Below are 20,813 nucleotides of genomic sequence, written 5' to 3' on the forward strand. Positions count from 1 at the left end.
GGGGCCGAGCAGCACCACGAGGGCCGCCTTGCCCGGCACGGGCGCGTCGACCCGCCGCCAGCCGGCCCGCTCGTACAGGCGCAGCGCCGCCTCGGCCCGTACGGAGGTCAGCAGCCAGCAACGGCCGTCCGGGGCGGGCCCCGTCACCGCGTGGAGCAGCGCCGCGCCGAGCCCCGCGCCGTGCGCCTCCGGTGCCACCGCCAGTTCGTTCACCTCCAGTGCGCCGCAGAGCCACGCCCGCGTCCGCCCGGGCCCGAGGGCCTCGGCGACCTGCCCGTAACTGCGGTCGGCCGGAAAGGCCTCCGGGGTGGTCCAGGCCGAGGCGAAACCCGTCACGGCCCCGTCGGCCGTCGCCACCGCCGCCGTGAACCCGGGCCGGCGTGCGTCGCGCGCGAGGCGTTCCGCGTAGTGGTCGGCCTGTGCCGGGTCCTCGTTCCAGGGCGGGGCCGCGAACGCCCGCGCGTACACGTCGCGGATCCCGTCGGCGTACCGGTTCAACTCCCCGGCCGCCACCACTTCCACCTCGGCCGTCATCGCACCGTCCCTCGGATCTCGTCGGCGATCCGGCGGCGGACCACCGGGCCGCCATCGGCGCTACGAGGAAACCACAGGGGACCGCCGTGGGCGTCCGGGTCGTCCGGCCCCTCTCCGACCCGCGGCGGCGGCGAGCGGGAGGGGGCCGGTTCCGGGTCCGGGTCCGGACCCCAAGGCGCCGCCGTCACACGTTGGGCACCTTGAGCCGGTCCCAACTGCTCTTGCCGGGAATGCCGTCCGCGTCGCCGCCCGTGTAGCCCAGCTTGCGCTGCCAGGCGGCGTACGACGTGCGGTCGGCCTCGGACCAGGCCGGGCCCGGCCCCACCGTGTACCGGCCGCAGCCCTCGGACACCAGGCGCCTGCCCATCGCCGTGACGACCGCGCTGTTGCGGCCGACCTTGAAGAACGCGGCCCCCGGGAACGGCTCGTACGTCGGCTTCGGCGGCGGATCGGAGGGCCCGTCCGGGGAACCGTCCAGCCGCTTGGCGATCCGCGCGCGCATGGAGTTCATGGTGAACCCGCGCGGATCGATCTTGCCCGGCTGCCACTCCAGATGCCCGATCACCGACCGCTGCGACCAGCCGTGCGCCCGGCAGACGGCGGCGGCGGCCCGCTCGATCGCCAGCAGTTGGGCGGCCGGCCACGGGTCTTTCCCGTCACCGAGGTTGACGCACTCGAAGCCGTAGAAGTGCCGGTTGCCGTCGGTGTTGGCCTCGTTGTCCGGGGGCAGCGCCTTCTCCGCGATGACGGCGCGCAACACGTCGTCGTCGCCGAGCCCGGCGTGGTTCGCCCGCCCGTTCCCCACGAGGTGGACGGTCCCGTCCTTGGCGATGACCCCGTGGCAGAGCGGGCCGGGCAGGGCGGAGTGGCCGTTGTAGCAGAGTTCGACGGAGGACGCGGTGCCCGAGGTGACGGTGTGATGGATCATCACGCCGTGTGTCGGGCCCCAGGGTCCCTTGTGGTTCCGGTTGTTGGTACGCCAACTCCGGTGCTCGACGACATGGAGGCCTTCGTCGCGGAGGGCTTTGAGCAGCCTGGCTGCAGACAGCGGCGTCGCCATCGCGGCGCTCCTTTCCCTGATGGTGCGTAGATCACGCGGGCGCTTCGGTGTGGGGTCGGCGGGACCGGCGGGCGGACGGCGGCGTGGAGCCGCGCACGCCCACCGGGTGGCGGGACGGTCGGGAGCGCCCTGCCGCGGGGATTCCGCCTTCGGGCCCACCTGATCGATTTGCCCGCTCCCGTGCCCTGCCGAACGTCCAGCCGGACGGAAGGTTGCGCCGTGCCCGAACTCCCGCCCGGGTATGTCCGAACTCCTGCCCGACAGGCCGGGCGCCGAGGCCCTCGCCACCGCGCCCCGGGGAAAGGCCTCCGGCACGAGCCGGGGCGCCGGGTCGACCGAAGGCGTTCACGGGCGCCCCGACGGGGGACCGGGACACGGGCGCGCCCGCCGTCGCGGTCTGCGACTGCCGTGGCCGCCGGCGCGGTGAGCGGTGTCCGGGAGCGCGGGCCGGGCGGTCGGCCGGTTTCCACCGCACCGGCGCGGTCGGGTGCCGCAGCTTTACGCCGCCATGACACCGCGCTCGCTAACGTCCCCCTGACCAGCGAAAAGGCCCTCCGGTGCGGAGGGCCTCTCGGTCGTGCGGTCGGTGCGCCCCCGGCAGGACTCGAACCTGCGGCCAAGCGCTTAGAAGGCGCCTGCTCTATCCACTGAGCTACGGGGGCCGGGAGTCCTGATCGGTGGTTCCGTGGCCGTGCCGGGACAAGGATAGGGCTCCGATCCCCTGGACCCGGTTGCTTCACCTGCGTGGCACGATGTGGAGGTTCGGTGAAGCGAACCGATAATCGCAGGTAGGTGCGATTCCTGCATCGGTTTTCGCTCCCCTCGCGCCGGGTGTTGTGTACTCGTTATGCCCCCGCCCCACTCGTCCCCTCTGTCCTGACTCTGTCCAGAGGGTGGAACCGCCGCGCAGAGAGGTCTATACGCTTCAAAAAGGATCTAAAATTGGGCATTCTTCGCATGTGGCGACCATGGACGTACGGCCTCAGCTCATCGACGCACTTTCCGCCCTGCGCGACCGTGTCGCCGCCGTGCGTCTCCCCCTGCCCCTGCCCGGGGCCGAACGCGCCCGGCAGACCAGGGTCGAACTCCTCGCCCAGCTCGACGACTACCTCCTGCCACGTCTCAAGGACCCCGAGGCCCCGCTCCTCGCCGTGATCGGCGGATCCACCGGGGCCGGGAAGTCCACCCTGGTCAACTCACTGGTGGGATGCCGGCTCAGCGAGGCCGGGGTGCTGCGGCCCACCACCCGGACCCCGGTGCTGGTCTGCCACCCGGACGACCACCACTGGTTCGCCGGGGTGCGGGTGCTCCCCCAGCTGACCCGGATCTGGCTGCCGCCGGGCCAGAGCCCCGACCCCGACGGACTGGACGACCTCGCGGCCCGGGGCGAGGACGGGGAGACCGCGCTGCGGGTGGAGACCGCCGTCAGCCTGCCCCGCGGCCTCGCCCTCCTGGACGCCCCCGACATCGACTCGCTCGTCGTCCGCAACCGGGTCCTCGCCGCCGAACTCATCTGCGCCGCCGACGTCTGGGTGATGGTCACCACCGCCTCGCGCTACGCCGACGCCGTGCCCTGGCACCTGCTGCGTACCGCGAAGGAGTACGACGCGGCCCTCGTCACCGTCCTCGACCGGGTGCCCCACCAGGTGATCGCCGAGGTGTCCCGGCAGTACGCGGCCCTGCTGACCCGGGCCGGACTCGGGGATGTACCCCGGTTCACCATCCCGGAGCTGCCCGAGTCCGCGGGCGGCGGCAGCGGACTGCTCCCCACCACCGCCGTCGCCCCGCTGCGCGCCTGGCTCGCCCACCGGGCCCAGGACCCCGCCGCCCGGCAGCAGGCGGTGGCGCGCACCGCCTCCGGCGTCATCCAGTCGCTCAACGTGCGGATGCCCGCCCTCGCCTCCGCCGTCGCCGCCCAGTACGCCGCCTCCGTACGGCTGACCGGGGTGGTCCAGGACGCGTACGGCACGGAGGCCGCCCGGATCCGGCGCCGCCTGCGCAGCGGCGCCGTGCTCTCCGGGGACGCGCGGACCCGGTGGCGCGGCTACCCGCTCTACAGCTCGCCCGAGGAGCTCCTCGAAGCCCTCGTCGACAGCCTGGTGGCCCTGCTCCAGTGCTCGGTCTCCGCCGCCGACGAACAGATCCGCACCCAGTGGCGCCGCGAACCCGCCGGGAGCCTGTTCCGGTTCGAGGAGGCCGGACGCGAGGCCGGCGGCTGGGGGCCCGCCGAGGACGTCGAAGGCCGGATCTCCGTCGCCGTACGCCGGTGGCGGCGGGTCCTGGAGGAACTGGCCGATGAGGAGGTGCGCCAGCTCGAACGGAACGTGGCGCCCGCCCCCGAGACCGTCGCCGCACTGCTCGCGGCCGCCCTCCTCGGCGGGCGGCGCGCCCGCGCGGCGGGGGAGCAGCTCGCCGAACGCATCGGCGCCCAGGGCGCGCTGCGCCTCCGCGACAAGGGCGGCGAGCTGCTGACCACCTACCTCGACCAGGTCCTCGGCGGCGAACGCGACCGCCGCCTCGCCCCCCTCGACGTACTCGACGTCGCCCCCGAACCCCAGGCCGAACTGATCGCCGCGCTGTCCGTACTGCAGAAGGAGAGGTGGCAGCGATGACCGCCGTCACGGACGAGGACCAGGACAACGGAAACGGCACGCCGAAGGCGGACCGGCGCGCGGACGGGCGCTGGGACGACGGGCTCATCGCCCGGCGCGCGGCTGCGGGCGAGGCCCGCGAGGCCGGGGGAACCGCCCCCCGCACGCCCGCCGAGGACGACGTGGAGCCGCAGGTCGAGGCGTACGTCCCCTCCGGCGGGCCGCTGCCGCCCCGGCTCGACGCCCTGCGCGAGCTCGTCGGCCTCTCCCGCGCCCGGCTCGACCGGGACACCCTCGCCGAGGCGGGACGCGTGCTGGACGAGGCCGCCGCCCGGCAGCGCCTCTCCTCGCGGCACACGGTCATCGCCGTCGCCGGAGCCACCGGCAGCGGGAAGTCGACCCTGTTCAACGCGCTCGCCGGGGCCCCGATCTCCGACACCGGACTGCGCCGCCCCACCACCTCCCAGCCCATCGCGTGCAGCTGGACCGACGGGGCCGCCGGCCTGCTGGACCGCCTCGCCGTCCCCGGGCGGCTGCGGCGCAGGCCGCACCCGGGGCCCGCCGCGTTCGACGAGGCGCTCCAAGGGCTCGTCCTGGTCGACCTGCCCGACCACGACTCGGCGGCCACCGAGCACCGCGACCAGGTGGACCGGGTGCTGGCGCTGGTCGACGCGGTGATCTGGGTCGTCGACCCGGAGAAGTACGCCGACGCCGCCCTCCACGAGCGCTACCTGCGCCCGCTCGCCGGACACGCCGAGGTCACCTTCGTCGTCCTCAACCAGACCGACCGGCTGCCCGGCGAGGCGGCCGACCTCGTCCTCGACGACCTGCGCCGCCTCCTCGACGAGGACGGCATCGCGCTCGGCGAGCACGGCGAGCCCGGCGCCACCGTCATGTCCCTGTCCGCGCTCACCGGCGACGGGGTCCCCGAGCTCCGCGAGCTGATCGGCCGCTTCGTCCAGGACCGCACGGCCGCCACCCGCCGCCTCTGGGCCGACGTCGACGCGACGGCGGCGCGGCTGCGCCCGGTCTACGTGGCCGAGGGCCGGCCCGGACTCGGCGAGCGGGCCCGCGACGAGTTCACCGACCGGCTGGCCGAGGCCGTCGGGGCCGCCGCCGCCGGACAGGCCGCCGAACGGGAGTGGCGCAGGAACGCCGGACGCGCCTGCGGGACGCCGTGGCTGCGGCTCTGGCGCTGGTACGAGAACCGGGGCCTGCCCGGCAGCCTGGACCGGATGGGGCAGGCGCTGACCCCGCCCGAGGAGGAACTGACGGCCCGGCAGCGGGTCGAGCAGGCGGTGCGGATCGTCGCGGACGACGCCGCCGACGGGCTGCCGGGCCCCTGGGCGCAGGCGGTCCGCGAGGCCGCGTTCACCGGGGCGCGGGGACTGTCCGAGGCGCTGGACGAGCTGGCGGTCAGGGCCGGGGCCCCCGGCACGTCCAAGCGGGGCGGCGGAACGGAGACGGCGGGGGGAGCCGCCGGAACGTCCCCCGGAGCCCCGCTCGGCGGCCGTCCGGCCAAGCCGCCCCGCCCGAAGTGGTGGCCCGCCGCCGTGCTGGCCCAGGTGTCGATGACGCTCCTCCAGGTCTTCGGCGGCCTGTGGCTGGTCGGCCAGATCATCGGCGTCCTGGAGCCGGGGCTCGTCACGCCCGCGCTCATCATGCTGGCCGGAGTCGTCGGCGGCCCGCTCGTGGAGTGGTCCTGCGCCGCGGCCATCCGGGGACCGGCCAGGAGGTACGGGCAGGACGCCGAGCGGCGGCTGCGCGAGGCCGCCGCCGGATGCGGCCGGGCCAGGGTCCTGGATCCGGTCGCCGCCGAGCTGGTGCGCTACCGCGAAGTGCGCGAGCGGTACGTGACGGTGACGGAGTTCTCCACAACCGGCCGGTAGTCCACAGGCCCCGGCGCGATTCCCGCCCGGCGTCCACCATGGAGTCCGCACCCCGCAGACGCCCGGAGAGGCACGAGCGGCGCGATGCGGTACGAGCGGTGCGATCCGGTACGACAAGGAAAACGGGGGCGGGAAATGAACGAGACCTTGGTGACCCTGGTGGGTAACGCCGCGACGGCGGTGGAGTTCCGTGAGACGGCCACCGGAGGAATGGCGCGATTCCGTTTCGCCGTGACCCCGCGGCGCTGGGACCGTGCGAAACAGCTCTGGGCCGACGGCCGTACCAGCTTCTACACCGTCTGGTCCTGGCGGACGCTCGCCGCGAATCTGGCCGGTTCCGTTTCGATCGGGGAACCCCTCGTCGTGCACGGCCGGTTGAAGGTGCGGGAGGAGGAACAGGCCGGTCAGCGGCGGACGTTCGTCGACGTGGAGGCCGTCGCCGTCGGCCACGACCTGAGCCGGGGAACGGCCGCCTTCCGCCGGGCCGCCCGAGCGGAACCCCTTCTGACGGAGCGTTCGGAAAGTGTCACGGACGGCGATGCGCGGCCGTCCGAGAAACAGCGGGAACCGGTCGACGCAATGGCCGCGGTGTCCTGAAAAAGCTCATCGCCGACAAGCGCGACCGCCGTCGCGCCATAACGATTCCGATTCGGAATGGTTGTGCAAGGGCAGTACGGGGGACTGCCCTTGCCCCGTTCTTTAGGATTCCCAGTGCTCACGGGTCACTCGGGTCTGCTGGCGAGGCATTCCCCACACGCGCACCACGCGCGAGGGCCTCGCCCGGAGGGGAATTCTGTGTTTTCTGCGTCTTCAGCGTCCGCTGCGCCGTCCGGCACGACAGGGGCGCCCCCCGGCCGCGGCATCCGCCGTCCGGTCGCCGCGCTGCTGATCTCCGGTCTCGTCGCGGCTGCCGCGCTCGTCGGCGCCGGACCGGCGGCGGCCGACGACCCGGGCCGGCACCACGGCGGCGCGGCCGCGGTGCTCGACGGGCTGAAGACCTTCGACAGCGCCGTCCTCCGCGTCGAGGGGAAGGACGGTGCGCCCGACCGGACCCAGGAACTGCCCGCCGGGCTGTTCGAGATGACCGTCGACGGCGGCGGCAAGCTCAAGACCTACTGCATCGACCTCCACAACCCCACCCAGGACCAGGCGAGATACCTGGAGACCCCGTGGGCCGAGACCTCGCTGAGCACCAACCGGGACGCGGGGAAGATCCGCTGGATCCTCCAGCACTCCTACCCCCAGGTCGACGACCTGGCCGCGCTCGCCGAAGCGGCCGGCACCGGCCCGCTGACCGAGCGGACCGCCGCCGCGGGGACCCAGGTCGCCATCTGGCGCTACTCGGACGACGCCGACGTCAGCGCGTCGGACAAGCAGGCGGAGAAGCTCGCCGACTGGCTGCACCGCAACGCGCGGAACACGAAGGAGCCCCGCGCCTCGCTCACCCTGGAGCCGGCCGCCGTCTCCGGCCGGGCCGGTGAGCGGCTCGGCCCCGTGACCGTCCGCACCGCCGCGGACCAGGTCTCGGTGTCGCCCCCGGTGGACGCGGCGGCCAGCGGCGTCAAGGTCACGGACGAGAAGGGCGCCCCCGTCACCGCCGCGGCGGACGGGGACCGGCTCTACTTCGCCGTGCCGAAGGACACCGCGGACGGCACCGCGTCCCTGACCGCCCAGGCCACCACCTCCGTGCCGGTCGGCCGGGCCCTCGTCGGGACCGGCCGCACCCAGACCCAGATCCTGGCCGGCTCCAGCGAGTCCACGGTCTCCGCGCGGGCCGGCGCCACCTGGACCGAGCAGGGCGCCGCCCCCGCCCTGACCGCGCGGAAGAACTGCGCGGCGGGCGGCGTGGACATCACGGCCGCCAACCGGGGCGACGCCCCCTTCACCTTCGAGCTGGCCGGTACCGAGCACACCATCGCCGCCGGGGCCACCCGCACGGTGACGGTCCCCGTCGCCGAGGACCAGGCGTACGACTTCACCATCACGGGGCCCGGGTTCGCCAGGACCTTCACCGGGGTGCTGGACTGCGCCACCAGCGGCAGCGTCCTGGAGCGCGCGGGCGCGGGCGACGCCGGCAACGACATCGGCACCCAGAGCGCCCAGCAGTCCGTTCCGGCCACGACCGGCTCCACCACATCGGGCCCGGCGGTCGATCTCGCCGCGACCGGCGGCTCCAGCGCCACCCCGATGCTCGCGGCGGTCGCCATCGGACTGCTCGTGGTGGGCGGCGGCGCGGTCTTCCTCCTCCGCCGGAAGGCACCCCACGCCAACGGTGAGTGACCGGCCGTACGCGGGAAGCGGCGTCGTTCCCGTGTCGATCCCCGGACGGGTTTCCGTCCGGGGAGGGCCGTCAGGCAAGATGGGGTGTATCTGCCCACACCTCTATTGCTGCCGGACGGTTTCTCTTGGCTGAGTACATCTACACCATGCGCAAGACGCGCAAAGCGCACGGCGACAAGGTGATTCTCGATGACGTCAACCTGAACTTCCTGCCCGGCGCGAAGATCGGTGTCGTGGGACCCAACGGCGCCGGTAAGTCCACGGTGCTGAAGATCATGGCGGGCCTGGAGCAGCCGTCCAACGGCGACGCCTTCCTGTCGCCCGGCTTCACCGTCGGCATCCTCATGCAGGAGCCGAAGCTCGACGAGGAGAAGACCGTCCTGGAGAACGTCCAGGACGGCGCCGCCGAGATCATGGGCAAGCTCAAGCGCTTCAACGAGGTCGCCGAGCTCATGGCGACCGACTACTCCGACGCGCTGATGGAGGAGATGGGCAAGCTCCAGGAGGACCTGGACCACGCGAACGCGTGGGACCTGGACGCCCAGCTGGAGCAGGCCATGGACGCCCTGGGCTGCCCGCCCGGCGACTGGCCGGTCACCAACCTCTCCGGTGGCGAGAAGCGCCGTGTGGCGCTCTGCAAGCTCCTCATCGAGGCCCCGGACCTGCTCCTCCTCGACGAGCCCACCAACCACCTGGACGCCGAGTCGGTGAACTGGCTGGAGCAGCACCTCTCGAAGTACGCGGGTGCCGTCGTCGCCGTCACCCACGACCGCTACTTCCTCAACAACGTCGCCGAGTGGATCCTCGAACTCGACCGCGGCCGCGCGATCCCCTACGAGGGCAACTACTCCACCTACCTCGACAAGAAGGCCGCCCGCCTCAAGGTCGAGGGCCGCAAGGACGAGAAGCGCCAGAAGCGCCTCAAGGAGGAGCTGGAGTGGGTCCGCTCCAACGCCAAGGGCCGCCAGACCAAGTCCAAGGCCCGTCTCGCCCGGTACGAGGAGATGGCGGCCGAGGCCGACAAGATGCGGAAGCTGGACTTCGAGGAGATCCAGATCCCGCCGGGCCCCCGTCTCGGGTCCATCGTCGTCGAGGTCGAGCACCTCTCGAAGGCCTTCGGCGACAAGGTCCTCATCGACGACCTGTCGTTCACGCTGCCCCGTAACGGCATCGTCGGCGTCATCGGTCCGAACGGCGCGGGCAAGACCACGCTGTTCAAGATGATCCAGGGCCTGGAGACGCCGGACAGCGGCTCGGTCAAGATCGGCGACACGGTCAAGATCTCCTACGTCGACCAGTCCCGCGCCAACATCGACCCGAAGAAGACCCTCTGGGCCGTCGTCTCGGACGAGCTGGACTACATCAACGTCGGCCAGGTCGAGATGCCCTCCCGCGCCTACGTCTCCGCGTTCGGCTTCAAGGGCCCGGACCAGCAGAAGCCGGCCGGCGTCCTGTCCGGTGGTGAGCGCAACCGCCTCAACCTGGCGCTGACGCTCAAGGAGGGCGGCAACCTGCTGCTCCTCGACGAGCCCACCAACGACCTCGACGTCGAGACGCTCTCCTCGCTGGAGAACGCCCTCCTGGAGTTCCCGGGCGCCGCTGTGGTCATCTCCCACGACCGCTGGTTCCTGGACCGCGTCGCCACGCACATCCTCGCCTACGAGGGCGACTCCAAGTGGTACTGGTTCGAGGGCAACTTCGAGTCGTACGAGAAGAACAAGATCGAGCGTCTCGGCGCGGACGCGGCCCGCCCGCACCGCGCCACGTACAAGAAGCTCACGCGAGGCTGATCGTCTTGGCTCGTCACCTCTACAGCTGCCCCCTGCGCTGGTCGGACATGGACGCCTTCGGCCACGTCAACAACGTGGTCTTCCTCCGCTACCTGGAGGAGGCGCGCATCGACTTCATGTTCCGGCTGGCGCCCGGGGACGGCTCGCCGTCGTTCTCCGGCGGGTCCGTCGTGGCCCGTCACGAGATCGACTACGTACGGCCGCTCGTCCACCGGCACGAGCCGGTGACCGTCGAGTCGTGGGTCACGAAGATCGGCGCCGCGTCGCTGACGATCGCCTATGAGATCAAGGACCCCGAGCAGGTGTACGTGCGCGCCTCGACCGTCGTCGTGCCGTACGACCTGGCGGCGGAGCGGCCCCGGCGGATCTCCGCCGAGGAGAAGCTCTTCCTCCAGCAGTACCTGGCAGAGGAGCCCGCCGCGGCATGACCGTGCCCGTGCAGTCGCTGCGGTTCGCCGACGCGAGGGAGGCGGCGGATCTCGCCGCCTTCCTCGGCCGGCTGCTCCACTACGACCGGGCCGCCGCGGTCCGGTTGCAGGCGGGCGGCGGCGACGCGCTGGCCGTGTTCGGCCGCCCGCCCTCCTTCGAGGTCCTCGCCATCCGCGCCGCCCGCCTGGCCCGCCCCGAGACGCTCGACGTCACGGTGTCGGCCGGGGAGCTGCTGGAAACCCTGGACGTTCCCGTCCCCGGCGACCCGGCGGGCGCCGCGGAGCCGGGCGCCGGTGCGCTGCCCGCCCCGGTCACCGGGCCGCCCTGGACCGGTGTCCTGCCACCCCGGGGCCCCTGGCGGGAGCAGCCGGGCCTGCCCGGGCCGGACGCCCTGCGCGCCGCGCTGGACGGGGCCGTCGCCGAGTTCCGCACCCGGGACGAGGCCCTGCCCGAGGAGCGGCGCACCCGTGCCGAGCGGGACCGTATCGGCCGGGAGATCTGGTCCCGGCCGGTCGGGACCACCGACCTTCCGCTCCGGGCCGTCCACGCGGCCCAGTCCCTCGGCTTCCTCCGGGCCGACCCGGGGTTCCCGGTGTCGCTGCTCTCCGCGGGCGGCTGGCTCCGGCTGCGCACCCCGTACGGCTCGATCGCCCTGCGCGGGGCGACGAGCGGCGAGCTCGGCGCCCTGCCCTTCACCGTCGGCCCCCGCTGAGCCGAGGCCACTCGCCCGGGAGCCCGCCGGTCACCGCCCGGGCCTCCCGGCCGTCGGGCAGGTGAGGTCCCGCGCGGGCAGCTTCCCGCCGCGCAGGTAGTCGTTGACGGCCCGGTCGGCGCAGGGCACCGGCCGCAGCCCGTCGCTTCCGCGCCCGTAGACGCCGTGCGCCCGGATGTCCGCCGTCACCAGCCGTGAACCGGTCAGCCTGCGGTGCAGGGCCAACGCCCCCTCGTACGGGACGTTGTTGTCGCGGCGGGCCTGGAGCATCAGGACCGGCACGTCGTTGCCGATCTCCGTGCCGGGCTCGGCCGGCTCGGTCTCCCAGAAGGCGCAAGGGGCCGTCATCCCGTTGACGAACGGACCGAAGACGGGCTGTGCGGCCCGGCTGCGCCAGGAGTTCTTCCAGTACGTCTCCGGGTCGGCCGGCCAGCCGCCGGCCGGCCAGCCGCCGTCCCCGCACATGAACACCGCCCCGCCCAGCATGCTGTCCGCGAGCTCCGGGGAGGCGAGCATCTCCAGCATCGCGGCGAGTTCGGGGCCGGGCTCGACCGGCTTCCCTCCGGCCGCGTCCACCAGGTCCCGTACCGTGCCGGCGAGCGCCGCGTCGTACTCCTCGTGCTGGATCAACTGCCTGAGCACCAGCCGCAGGACGGGGGCGTCGAGCCGCACCCCGGCGACGGGCACCGGGCGTCTCTCCGCCCCGTCGAGGAGCCGCTGCACCCGGGCCCGCACCTCGGCGGCCGTGCGGCCCAGGGCGTAGGAGCCGTGGCGCCGGGCGGTCCAGCCGGCCCAGGCGTCCAGGGCCTCTTCGAGCGGCTCCCCGGCCGACCGGAACAGCTCGTACTGGGTGGCCGCCGGGTCGGTGCTGGAGTCGAGCACCATCCGGTCCGCCCGCCCCGGGAACAACTGCGTGTAGACGGCGCCGAGATCGGCCCCGTACGAGACCCCGTAGTACGAGAGCCGGGGCTCACCCAGCGCCGCCCGGATCGCGTCCATGTCGCGGGCGACATTGCGTGAGGAGGCGTGCGGGAGCAGCGCGGCGTTGTCCCCGTGCCGGCCGCAGCGCCGCGCGGTGTCCCGGGCCGCACGGACCGACCGGTCGAAGTCCCGGCGCGCGGAGGTGACGGGGCCGGGCGGCACGGCCGGTGCCGCCGGTGCGCAGCCGACCGGGGTGGAGTCGCCGAGGAAGCGGGGGTCGAAGCCGATCAGGTCGTAGCGGTCCGCCACGTCCCCCAGGGCCGGTCGCAGGCGCAGGGTGCTGTCCAGCCCGGGCCCGCCCGGCCCGCCCGGGTTGGAGAGGAGGACGCCGCGCCGCCGCGACGGGTCCGCGGCCCGGATCCGGGAGACGGCGACCCGGATGGTGCGGCCCTGGGGATCGGCGTGGTCGAGGGGCACGGTGACGTCCGCGCACTGTGCGCCCGCCGCGTTCAGCTCCTCGTACCGGTCCGGGCAGGCCCCCCAGTCGAGGTGGTGGCGCGCGGGGACCGGTGGCGGGGATGCCGCGGTCGCGGGTGTCGCTCCGGCCAGCAGACCGGCCAGTGCCAGACCGGCGCAGAAGAGGGGGACGACGCGCATGGCGCTCCTCGGAACAGGGGGAATGACCTGACCGACGCTACGAGCACACCCGGTGCCGCCACCATCCGGACAGCCCCTCGAACTGTCCTGGTGCCAGCCCTACTTGTGGACCGCCCGCCGGGCGTACGGGGTGGCGGACGCCCGGCTGGGCCGCTACTCTCCCGGCTCCTTCGGGGCCGTCCCGTGCGCGTCCGGCCAGACGCCGATGTGGTCCTGCTCCAGCTCCAGCAGCACCCGGTGTTCCATGCCCAGGGCCTGCGTGTAGTCCGCAGGCAGCTGGAGCCGTCCCGCCCGGTCGAGCATCGCGTACTCCCGGGCCACCTGCGACTCCTGGCCCGTCGCCGCGTCCACCTCCGTGCGGCGCAGCACCTCGGAGGACGTACGGCCGTCGCGGATGGCGACCGTGCGCCGTACCTCGTCCGCCACCGCCTGGTCATGGGTGACGATCACGATCGAGGTGCCCAACTCCTCGTTGGCGCGCCGGAACGCGGCGAAGACCTGCTCCCCGGTGGCGGAGTCCAGCTCGCCGGTCGGCTCGTCCGCGAGCAGCACGGACGGGTTGTTGGCCAGCGCCACGGCGATGGCCACCCGCTGCTGCTGTCCGCCGGAGAGCTGCTGGGGCCGCCGGTCGCGGCAGTCCGCGATGTCGAGCATGGCGAGCAACGACTCGGCGCGGGAGGCCCGCTCGCGCTTGTCCTTGCCGCCGCGCAACTGCATGGGCAGGGTGATGTTCTGGACCGCGGTGAGGTAGGGGAGCAGATTGCGGGCGGTCTGCTGCCAGACGAACCCGACCACGTCCCGGCGGTAGCGCAGCCGTTCCTTCGGGCCCATCGACAGCAGATCGCAGCCCGCGACCTTCGCCGACCCCGCCGTCGGCACGTCCAGCCCGGCCAGGATGTTCATCAGGGTCGACTTGCCGCTGCCCGACGCCCCGACCAGGGCCATCAACTCGCCCTCGGTGACCAGCAGGTCGAGACCCTGGAGGGCCTGCACCTCCACCCCGTCCGTGGTGAAGATCCGCACCACGCGGTCGCAGGCGATCAGCGCGTCGTGCCCGTAGGAGGGGCGGTCCCGGCGGGCCGCGGCCCGCCGCTCCAGCTCCGCCAGCGTCGTTTCGGCCGCGCGGGCCGTGCCTTCCGTCTCGGTGGACGAGGTCATCGGGAGTCTCCTGCCCTGAGTTCGGTGATCGATCCGCGGCGGCTCGCCCACCACGCCTGCACGCCCGCGACCGCGGCGGCGAGCGCCACGACGCCGGCGGCCGGCAGCCCCAGCGACCAGAGGTCGGTGCGCAGGAGGACGGGGCTCGTGTCCGATCCGGCGACGCCCGCGAGGGCCAGCGGCACGAGATCGACGCCGGGGGAGAGCAGGGCGATCGTCGCCCAGCCCGTGAACAGCCCGCCGCCGGCCGCCAGCAGGGCCTGCGGTGTCGCCTCGAAGGCCAGCAGCCGCCTGCCCTGCCCGGTGGTGAGCCCCATCGTGCGCAGCCGGGCCAGCAGCGTCTTGCGCTCCGGCGCGGTCTGGAGCAGCGACAGCAGGACGGCCAGCAGCGCGTATCCGGCGCCCGCCGCGACGGCCGCGAGGTAGATCCGCTCGGCCCCCGCCTGCATCGGGGTGTCGACGTACCGCGCGCGCTCCTCGGAACGCAGCTGCACGGCGTACTCCGCGCCGCTCTCCTCGACCGCCGCGCGGAGCTTCCCGGGGTCCGGGGCGCCGGTGAGGAGCAGCGTGGTGGGCGTCCGCTCCTCCAGGGCGGCGGAGTTCACGATCAGGAAGTTCTCGGTGGTGAGCGAGGCGGCGTGCGGGGTGGTCCCGACGATCTGGACCTTGAAGTTCCCGGACAGCGTGTCGAGGTACTGCGGCTGCCCGCCCAGGCGGGCCGCCACCGCCGGGGAGGCGATGGCCGGCAGGACGCGCTCCGGGCCGGAACTCCCGCCCTCGGGCAGGGGGGCCGAGGAGCCGGTGGCCTTGAGCCGGGCGGCCGGGAAGGCCGGCAGCCCGGTCGCGCGGGCCAGTTCGGCGTACCGGGCGGGATCGACGCCCACCACGGTCGCCGCCCCCACGTCCTGGGCGCCGCCCGTACCGTCGCCGTCCGCTGCGCCGTCACCGGCCGCGGGCGCCGGCAGGGCCACGCTGTGCTCGACGCGCAGCGGTGCCGCGGCCCGTACGCCGTCCAGCTCGCGCACGGTGCGGACCAGCTCGTCGGGGAGCGTCGTCCGCTCGCTCACGCCGCTGATCCGTGCGTCCGCGCCGACGGCCGCCAGCGCCGCGTCGTCCCGCGCGTCCCCGATCCCGGCGATCACCGAGCCGCCGAACGCCGCCGTGGCCAGCGCCAGCAGCAGGGCCAGCAGCGGCAGTGCCCCGCCCGCCGACGAACGGCCGGCCCGGGCCAGCGACAGGAAGCCGATCGCCCCGCGCAGCCGGGCCATCGGACGCGCGGCGAGCCGCAGCGGCAGCGGGTAGAGGCGCACCAGCACCAGCGCGGCGATCAGCGCGACCAGCACCGGAGCGGCGCTGACCAGCAGGTCGGTGCCGCCGTCGGACGACGTACCGCGGCGGCGCAGCGCCGTCACCGCGCCGACCGCCAGCACCAGCAGGGTCAGTTCGGCCACGGTCCGCCGACGCGAGGGCCGGGCGCTCACCATGTCCTCGCGGGCCCCGTGCAGCGTGGGCCGGACGTGCTGGAGCGTCGTCCGCAACGGCAGGGCGACGCACACCAGGAGGCCGACGCCGGCCGCCGCCAGCGCCCCCGGCCACCACCGGCCGTCGCCCACGGTCAGCACCGCCAGCAGCAGCCCGAGCGCGGTCGCGGGCAGCACGGTCACCGCGGTCTCCGCGAGCAGCCGCCCGCCGATCCCGCGCAGCGAGCCGCCGCGTGAGCGCATCAGCGCCAGTTCGCCGCGGCGGCGGGCGCCGATCAGGGCCCCCGTCATCAGCAGCACGACGGCGGCCACGGAGCCGATGCCGAGGGCGGCGACCGCGATCACGGGGCTGATCGCGTCGCGCATCCGCGCGTTGGCCTCCACGATGTGGCCGAGACCGGTGGCGAACACCGCGGTGTCCCCGGCGGTCCCCCGGACCTTCAGCAGCCCGGGACCGCTCTCCAGCGAGGCGATGACGGAGGTGAGCCGGGCGCCGTCGGGGCCGGTCAGCCCGGCCGGGTCGGGCGGGATCCGCCAGAAGAGCGCCGGTTCGGTGGCCGTGCTCAGGAGCGCGGGACCGGTGTCCTCGGCCAGCAGGACGGTGCCGGTCCAGTAGTACACCGGGAACGGGGCCTCGGGGTCCGGGACCAGGGAGGGGGAGCGCAGCAGCGGATCGGCGGACCAGTAGCTGCCGCGCGGATCGCGCGGGGCCACGATGCCGGTGATCGTCACCGTGATCGGTTCCTGGGCCGCGGTGAGCAGCTCGACGGTCGCGCCGACCTTCACCTTCAGCTCGGCCGCGGTCTCCTCGGTGACCGCGCCCTGCACCGCACGGGTGTCCGATGTGACCTCCCGGGGCGTCGTCGGCCAGGCACCCGAGGCCAGGGTGGCGTGGTCCTTCAGCCCCGACTGCGCCACATAGGTGAGCCGCGGCGGAATCGCGTCGGGCCGCGGCAGCCAGGGCTCGCTCGCGACGGCCGGCTTCGTGGTGCGCACGCCGTGCGCCACCGACGAGGTGTCGGCGCGCAGCGGCGCGGGCAGCACCTTCAGGAGCCCGGCGCCGACCCGTGCCAGCTCGGGGCTCCGCGCCTCGGCCTCGCGCTGCGCCTGCGGCAGTTCCAGGCCGGGCTGCGGCCGGGCGACCTCCATGACGCTGCGGCTCGGGGCCGCCGACCGGATGTCGTGGCGCAGCCCCTTCGTCTCGTACGCGTCCACGGCCCGCGGGAACGCCGCGGCGAGGAACGCCGTCACCAGCACCAGCACCGCGAGCGCGGTCGCCGCGCCGGGCGCGGTCCGCAGCCGGGTCCTGATCCACGGGGCGGTGGCCGCCCGGTTGTTGTGACGCATGTCAGTGGTCCCCCTGGTGGCGCAGCGTGACCGCCGGGTCCCCGCGGCGGAGCGCCATCGTCGCGACGATCACGAGCGGCAGGGCGGCGACCCCGGCCAGCAGCGCCGCGACCTGCCCGGCGGGCAGCTCGACCAGCACCGGTGGAACGGGCCGGTCGGCCTGTCCGGTGAGCACGATGAGCGGAACGACGGCGCGGGTCAGCACCGTGCCGATGCCGAGCCCGATGAGCAGGGCCAGCGCGATCAGCACGCCCTGCTCGGCGGCGATCATGCGGGCCAGCTGGCGGCGCGGAGCGCCGAGGGCCCGCAACACGCCCAGCTCCGCGGAGCGTTCGCGCCGGGAGCCCGAGGCGCTGACCGCGAAGCCGACCGCCGCGAGGGCGGCGGCGACCACCGCGACGGCCGGCAACGCCGACTGCGGGCCCGCCCCCAGCGGATCGTCCACCAGCCGCTGGGCGGCCTCGGCCCGGACCAGCACCTGGGCCGGATCGGTGTCCGGCAGGGCGCGCAGGGCCGCCGCCACCTTCGCCGCGTCGCCCGGGGCGGTGCTCAGCCACCACTCGCTCGCCTCGATCGTGGCGGTCTGCCGGTGGGCCAGGACCCCGGTGACGGCCTTGAGGTCCAGCAGCAGCGCGCCGCCGCTCGCCACCGGGTCAGGGGCGCCGGACGCCCCGTCGGCCCCGGTGGTCGGCAGTCGGCGCACCGCCTCCGCCAGGGTCACCCGGATGGTGTTCCCGGCGAGGGTGACGTCGATCTCGTCGCCCAGTTTCGCGTTGGTGCTTTTCAGGTAGGCGTCGGTCGCGACCGCCTTGACGGCGGTGGCCTTCGGCCGGGCGGCGGTGACCCGCAGGGTGCCGCTGGTGGGCTCCCAGTTGTCCGCGTCGTCCACGCCGGTGTCGTACGTGAAGTCCGGCAGGCCCGACGAGCCGTTGCGCACCGGCGGCTTGCCCGGCCGGTCCTCGCCGAACTCGGTGAGCTTCATGGCCGCGTCCCAGCGCAGCGACTTCGGGGCCGGCACCGGGCGTTCGGCGCCCGACCCGGCGACCACCCGGACGTCGCTCACCGAGACCCGGTGGCGGCGCGCGTGGTCGGACGGCGCCTGACCGTCCACCTCGATGCCGGTCACGGCCAGACCGCCCGCCGCCGACACCGGGAAGGACACCGGGACCGGCCGGCCGTCCACCGGCACCGGACCGGCCAGGGCGCGGTAGGGGAGGCCGTAGCGGTCCTCCAGGAGCACCGTCACCACCGGCGCTTCCGGGTCCGGGCTGTCCCCCGTGGGCTTCGACACCGGGGCGATCCGCACGTCCAGCTTCAGCCGGGTGCTGTCCCCGGGGAGTACGAGTCCGGGGCGCGGGGCCCGTTCCGGGGCGATGGCCCCGAACAACTCCGCGGGGCTCTCGTCGGCGAGGTCGGAGCGCATCAGCATCCGCTCGTCCGCGTGCGCGGTGTCCAGGGCGATGACCTCCGCGGTACGCCCCCCGGAGACCTCCACGTCGGCCCTGTAGGCGGGGGCCGCCTGCCGCACCCCTTCCAGGGCGCTGTACGACCCGGCCGTCGCCGCACCGCTCCCGTGCCCGCCCACGAACCGGACCGAGGCGCCGGAGCCGAAGTCCGCCTGATCGGACTGCGAGCGGTTCCAGGAAGCGCTCTGCCCGATCGCCAGCATGCCCATCGCGACCGACAGGACCAGCAGCAGCACCGGCCCCGCCCCGCGCAACGGGCGCCGGCTGAACTGCCAGCCCGCCAGGGCCGCGGGCAGTCCCCGGCCCTTGGCCGCACGCCGCTCGGCGAGCTTCGCCGCGGGCGGCAGCAGCCGGAGCGTGAGGACGGTCCCGGCGAGCAGCGCCAGCGCGGGGGCGGTGACCAGCAGGGGGTCGATCCCGAGGTCGCCCGACCGGTCGCCGCTGAGCGCCCCGCCGCCGGACTGCCGGTCCAACTGCCAGTACGCCACCGCCGCGACGAGCAGCAGCCCGAGGTCAGCGCCCGCCCGCACCGGACCGGGCAGCGACGCGGCCCGCGTTCTGCGCCCGCCCGCGCCGGCCGTCAGGGACGGGGCCACCACGGCCAGCGCGCAGGCCAGCGCGACGGCCGCGGAGACCAGCCACACGGTGCCGGTCGAGGCCTCCTGGACCTTCAGCCCGATCCGGGCCAGGGCGCTGCGCTCGGCCAGCAGCCCGGTCAGCGGCCCCGCGAGCAGGGGCGCGACCACGGCGGCGGGCACGGCGAGCAGCAGCGCCTCGATCGCGGCGAACGAGGTGATCCGGCCCCGCGAACCGCCCCGGGCCCGCAGCAGTTCGCGCTCCCCGTCCCGCTCGCTGTTCAGCAGCCGGGCCACGAGCAGCAGGGCGTACCCGGCGAGCAGCACCAACTGCACCGCGACGATCATCAGGGTCGAGCGGGAGACCAGCAGGGCCCGGTCGAGCTGGTCGAGCACGGTGGGCAGCGATGTCCGCGCGGTGACCCCGGAGGCGAACACCGGGGCGGCCGTCAGGGCCTTCGGGGCGGCGGCCGACGCCTCGCGCAGCCCCTTCATGGAGCCGGTGGTCAGCTCGGCGAAGTCGGCGGACGCCAGCCAGGACGTCTCGCCCCCGGCGAGCACACCGGACGCGAGGACCGAGGGGTCGGTGAGCAGGGGGCCGTACGTCGTGAAGGCGAGCTTGCGCACCCCGCGCCCGCCGAGCGGGTCGAGCTGCCAGTACGGGTCGGACTGGTCGGCGGCCTCGTAGACCCCGGTGACCAGGACCCGCTGCTTCCTGTCGTGCAGCCGGTCGGTGATGGTGAGCCGCGCGCCCGGCTTCAGCTTCAGCGCCTCGGCGGCGACGACGGGCAGCGCGACCTGGACGGGGCCGGCGCCGTCGGTGGCCGCGGGGGCCTTTCCCCCGGTGATCCGCACCCGGCGCGGGTCGAGCGCGGAGAAGTGGGTGAGGTCCGGTTCCTTCCCGCGCCGGGCGGCCGGGTCCTGGAGGCTCCGCGGCAGCGCGTACGACCCCGAACTCTCCAGCTTCCCCACGGTCACGGGCAGCCCGTCGAAGGCGTCGCGGGAGGCCTCGCGGACGGCTTCGTCGGCCTCCGCGCGCTGTTCGTGGTCGACGGAGGCGGAGACGACGAGGGCGGCGGAGGCGGCCGACCCGTGGGTGAGCGAGTGGCGCAGCGCCGCGTCGCCCACGGAACCCGAGAACGCGGTGAGCGCCGCGAGGACGGAGGTGGTCAGCAGGACGGCCAGGACGGCCGCCGAAAGCAGGAGGCGATGAGCCCTCACCCGTAGAAGGACGAAACCCGTCACCTGATCCCCCAGCCCCGAAAACACCGCGTGCGCACGCCCCCCGACGTACCGGTGATGTTTTCAGAGGCAACAGGTTCTGGTAACCGCTCGCAGGCACACCTTGATGCGATCGTGATCGTTATGCGGAGGTGGAGTGCCGAATTCCGGAGTTGTCCGGTCACGGATCGTGCACAAGCGGTCAGGCGGTGTCCGCCGCGGGCGCCGCGGACGCCGCCGACCGCGACCGGTCGGCGGTGTCCGCGGTGCTCAGTCTGCGGTGTTGACCATCGAGGCCGCGGCGTAGGTCAGGTAGTCCCACAGCTGCCGCTCGTGCTCCGGCGCGAGCCCCAGCTCGTCCAGCGCGACCCGCATGTGGGCGAGCCAGGCGTCGTGCGCCGCCCGGTCCACCCGGAACGGCGCGTGCCGCATCCGCAGCCGCGGATGGCCCCGGTGGTCGCTGTAGGTGCGCGGGCCGCCCCAGTACTGCATCAGGAACAGCGCGAACCGCTCCTCGGCGGGTCCGAGATCCTCCTCCGGATACATCGGCCGCAGCAGCTCGTCGCCCGCCACGCCCTCGTAGAAGCGATGGACCAGGCGCCGGAAGGTCGCCTCGCCGCCGACCTGCTCGTAGAAGGTCTGCTCCTGAAGCGTGTCGCGCGGAATCTCAGTCACGCGTCCATGGTCGCAGACGCGTCGGCC

The 20,813-nt window shown here is 74.3% G+C and carries 14 protein-coding genes and 1 tRNA gene; 7 read left to right on the plus strand and 8 right to left on the minus strand.

Annotated features, from left to right (window positions below):
• The 3 genes from DTB53_RS06280 to DTB53_RS06290 all read right to left on the minus strand — a co-directional run.
• On the minus strand, positions 1–534 hold a 534-nt coding region (locus DTB53_RS06280; RefSeq protein ID WP_146777715.1), incomplete at its 3' end, for a GNAT family N-acetyltransferase.
• A gap of 184 nt (positions 535–718) precedes the next feature.
• Positions 719–1,594: a peptidoglycan-binding protein gene (locus DTB53_RS06285; RefSeq protein ID WP_012380918.1), complete on the minus strand. Its 876-nt coding sequence runs from the start codon at positions 1,592–1,594 to the stop codon at positions 719–721.
• 589 nt (positions 1,595–2,183) lie between these two features.
• Positions 2,184–2,256 (minus strand) — tRNA-Arg (locus DTB53_RS06290).
• A 306-nt stretch (positions 2,257–2,562) separates the two neighbouring features.
• Between DTB53_RS06290 and DTB53_RS06295 the strand changes: the two genes are divergently transcribed.
• The 7 genes from DTB53_RS06295 (at position 2,563) to DTB53_RS06325 (ending at position 11,285) form a co-directional block, all read left to right on the plus strand.
• Positions 2,563–4,206: an ATP-binding protein gene (locus DTB53_RS06295; protein WP_003969100.1), complete on the plus strand. Its 1,644-nt coding sequence runs from the start codon at positions 2,563–2,565 to the stop codon at positions 4,204–4,206.
• The gene (locus DTB53_RS06300; RefSeq protein WP_042497170.1) at positions 4,203–6,074 is read left to right on the plus strand and encodes a YfjP family GTPase; all 1,872 of its coding nucleotides are present in this window, start codon (positions 4,203–4,205) and stop codon (positions 6,072–6,074) included. Before DTB53_RS06295 ends, DTB53_RS06300 begins: the two co-directional genes overlap by 4 nt.
• A gap of 135 nt (positions 6,075–6,209) precedes the next feature.
• Entirely contained in the window at positions 6,210–6,671 is a 462-nt protein-coding gene (locus DTB53_RS06305; RefSeq protein ID WP_012380920.1) for a single-stranded DNA-binding protein, read from the plus strand.
• A 198-nt stretch (positions 6,672–6,869) separates the two neighbouring features.
• A complete protein-coding gene (locus DTB53_RS06310) occupies positions 6,870–8,354 on the plus strand; it encodes a Cys-Gln thioester bond-forming surface protein (protein ID WP_003969103.1) in 1,485 nt (494 codons plus the stop codon).
• A gap of 125 nt (positions 8,355–8,479) precedes the next feature.
• The gene (gene ettA / locus DTB53_RS06315) at positions 8,480–10,144 is read left to right on the plus strand and encodes an energy-dependent translational throttle protein EttA (RefSeq protein ID WP_003969104.1); all 1,665 of its coding nucleotides are present in this window, start codon (positions 8,480–8,482) and stop codon (positions 10,142–10,144) included.
• Between the two features lie 5 nt (positions 10,145–10,149).
• Positions 10,150–10,572, plus strand: coding sequence for an acyl-CoA thioesterase (locus DTB53_RS06320; protein ID WP_003969105.1), 423 nt, complete (start codon positions 10,150–10,152; stop codon positions 10,570–10,572).
• Positions 10,569–11,285: a DUF8010 domain-containing protein gene (locus tag DTB53_RS06325; protein ID WP_012380922.1), complete on the plus strand. Its 717-nt coding sequence runs from the start codon at positions 10,569–10,571 to the stop codon at positions 11,283–11,285. The genes DTB53_RS06320 and DTB53_RS06325 overlap by 4 nt, the downstream gene beginning before the upstream one ends.
• Before the next feature lie 30 nt (positions 11,286–11,315).
• Here DTB53_RS06325 and DTB53_RS06330 read toward each other — a convergent pair whose 3' ends face one another.
• From DTB53_RS06330 to DTB53_RS06350, 5 genes are all read right to left on the minus strand, one after another.
• Positions 11,316–12,863: an alpha/beta hydrolase gene (locus tag DTB53_RS06330; protein WP_012380923.1), complete on the minus strand. Its 1,548-nt coding sequence runs from the start codon at positions 12,861–12,863 to the stop codon at positions 11,316–11,318.
• A gap of 153 nt (positions 12,864–13,016) precedes the next feature.
• Positions 13,017–14,021: an ABC transporter ATP-binding protein gene (locus DTB53_RS06335; protein ID WP_012380924.1), complete on the minus strand. Its 1,005-nt coding sequence runs from the start codon at positions 14,019–14,021 to the stop codon at positions 13,017–13,019.
• Positions 14,018–16,849, minus strand: a complete 2,832-nt coding sequence (locus DTB53_RS06340) for an ABC transporter permease family protein (protein WP_012380925.1) — start codon at positions 16,847–16,849, stop codon at positions 14,018–14,020. Before DTB53_RS06340 ends, DTB53_RS06335 begins: the two co-directional genes overlap by 4 nt.
• Before the next feature lies 1 nt (position 16,850).
• Entirely contained in the window at positions 16,851–20,135 is a 3,285-nt protein-coding gene (locus DTB53_RS06345) for an FtsX-like permease family protein (RefSeq protein ID WP_042497173.1), read from the minus strand.
• A gap of 246 nt (positions 20,136–20,381) precedes the next feature.
• Entirely contained in the window at positions 20,382–20,786 is a 405-nt protein-coding gene (locus tag DTB53_RS06350) for a globin (protein WP_003969111.1), read from the minus strand.
• Positions 20,787–20,813 lie beyond the last annotated feature (27 nt).

Source organism: Streptomyces griseus, from assembly GCF_900460065.1.
GTDB lineage: Bacteria > Actinomycetota > Actinomycetes > Streptomycetales > Streptomycetaceae > Streptomyces > Streptomyces griseus.

Coding starts and splice junctions, on each gene's coding strand:
- DTB53_RS06295 (WP_003969100.1), top strand. CDS start 2,563: ATGGACGTACGGCCTCAGCTCATCGACGCACTTTCCGCCCTGCGCGAC.
- DTB53_RS06325 (WP_012380922.1), top strand. CDS start 10,569: ATGACCGTGCCCGTGCAGTCGCTGCGGTTCGCCGACGCGAGGGAGGCG.
- DTB53_RS06335 (WP_012380924.1), bottom strand. CDS start 14,021: ATGACCTCGTCCACCGAGACGGAAGGCACGGCCCGCGCGGCCGAAACG.
- DTB53_RS06300 (WP_042497170.1), top strand. CDS start 4,203: ATGACCGCCGTCACGGACGAGGACCAGGACAACGGAAACGGCACGCCG.
- DTB53_RS06285 (WP_012380918.1), bottom strand. CDS start 1,594: ATGGCGACGCCGCTGTCTGCAGCCAGGCTGCTCAAAGCCCTCCGCGAC.
- DTB53_RS06330 (WP_012380923.1), bottom strand. CDS start 12,863: ATGCGCGTCGTCCCCCTCTTCTGCGCCGGTCTGGCACTGGCCGGTCTG.
- DTB53_RS06340 (WP_012380925.1), bottom strand. CDS start 16,849: ATGCGTCACAACAACCGGGCGGCCACCGCCCCGTGGATCAGGACCCGG.
- DTB53_RS06305 (WP_012380920.1), top strand. CDS start 6,210: ATGAACGAGACCTTGGTGACCCTGGTGGGTAACGCCGCGACGGCGGTG.